The organism is Streptacidiphilus jeojiense (assembly GCF_000719095.1).
Classification (GTDB): Bacteria; Actinomycetota; Actinomycetes; order Streptomycetales; family Streptomycetaceae; genus Streptacidiphilus; species Streptacidiphilus jeojiensis.
In genome coordinates this window covers 1-1342 of sequence record NZ_JOEH01000081.1, presented here as the reverse complement: position 1 = coordinate 1342, position 1342 = coordinate 1, and the positions used below count along the sequence as shown (strand labels likewise).

Sequence of the window (1342 nt, the reverse complement as noted above, 5' to 3'; positions counted from 1 at the left end):
AGCCGATGGCCGTTCAACTATGCGCGCTCCCAACCGATCCGGTGACAAACCCCCGGATCAGGTGGAAACCCGTACACCACTCCCCAGGACGCAACCGGGAGATGAACAACTTCTGGGATTCCATCACGGGCAGCGATCTCACCAGGCAGTGGAAGGAGTTCGAAGCCCGGGCCGAGGCCCTGCCGGACGACCACCGGGCGGCTTGGGAACAGATCAAGGGTCACCTCTTCCCCTATGCGGGGTTCACCGGCCGCAATCTGATGCCGATCCTCGACGCCGCCCTGGGGCTGCTCGAAGAGACAGCGGCGGACGGGCAGAGCGTCGACGAGGTGCTCGGCGACGACATCCGCGGGTTCTGCACGGCGCTGGCCGGTGGTGAAGGGGCTCGAACCTATCGCGACCGGTGGCGCGAGCAGCTGAACAGGAACGTAGCAAAGAAGTTGAGCCGGCTGGGAGGCTGACGTGAGCATCCAGGACATCATCGAGGGCAAGAAGCAGTGGCGGACGCACATGGCTCGGGTCAAGGCGCTCCCGCCGGACTACCAGATCGTCTACAAGGAGATGCAGAGGTACCTGTTCAAGGTCGGACCGGTCGACCTGCCTGACGGGCCCCTGCTCCCCGGGATCGTCGACTTCTTCGAGGAGGGCGTCGCCGGGGGTAGGGGGGTCTTGGAACTCATCGGCAGCGACGTCGCCGCGTTCTGCGACGACCTGGTCAAGGACTCACGCACGCATGCGGACATCTATCAGGAGTCCATCAACGGGGAATCCGGCAAGGCCGAGAAGTAGCACCCGCCGCCTTCCCATGACGACGCGAGTGACGCGCATTCACGGACAGTCACTCGATCCGAGTCCGAGGCCCGAGACGGAACCTGAACAGGCAATCAGGTCCTGGAGCCGGCGCTCCACGGCCAATGGCCGAGCGGGCCCGCGGCAGGAAGTCGAAGCGCTCGGCGGACTACTCCTTCGAGGCCGCCGTCCAGGACGTCGATGCCGTCCTCGCAGCCCGAGGCGTGGACCGGGCACTGGCGGTCGGCTGGTCCTACGGCGCGTTCGTCGCCCGCGTGCGCGAGCTTGGCCCTGTCCGACGCCGTAGGTGAGGTCACCGCCCTGGACCGCAGCGAGGGGTGAAGAACATCGCAGTGCCGGCTCCCTGTCGCGCTGGGCAGGGGGCCGGCACTGGGCGGTGTCCATTCGTGTGCGCCCAGCCGGATGGCAGTGGGGGTGCCGCTTCAGAGACTGTGGGCGGTGATGTCGCCGTGGGAGGTGGTGGCCTGGATGGTCAGTGCGGTGGTGCCGTCGTTCTTCAGGGAGTTGTGGACGCGGCCGTGGCCGGTGCCGG

2 protein-coding genes and 1 pseudogene are annotated in these 1342 nt (G+C 66.9%); 2 read left to right on the top strand and 1 reads right to left on the bottom strand.

The window, feature by feature from the left end; all coding sequences use genetic code 11:
• Positions 1–101: 101 nt before the first annotated feature.
• Positions 102–461 carry a DUF1048 domain-containing protein gene (locus IF29_RS0141070; protein ID WP_030267644.1) on the top strand — a complete coding sequence of 120 codons (360 nt, stop codon included), beginning with the start codon at positions 102–104 and terminating at the stop codon, positions 459–461.
• A 1-nt stretch (position 462) separates the two neighbouring features.
• Entirely contained in the window at positions 463–789 is a 327-nt protein-coding gene (locus IF29_RS0141065; protein WP_030267641.1) for a DUF1048 domain-containing protein, read from the top strand.
• Between the two features lie 443 nt (positions 790–1232).
• Here IF29_RS0141065 and IF29_RS49245 read toward each other — a convergent pair.
• A pseudogene (locus IF29_RS49245) lies at positions 1233–1342 on the bottom strand (DUF4097 family beta strand repeat-containing protein); the annotation flags it as partial.

Excerpts from the sequence above, each read along its gene's own strand:
- IF29_RS0141070 (WP_030267644.1), top strand. The coding sequence starts at position 102 with ATGAACAACTTCTGGGATTCCATCACGGGCAGCGATCTCACCAGGCAG.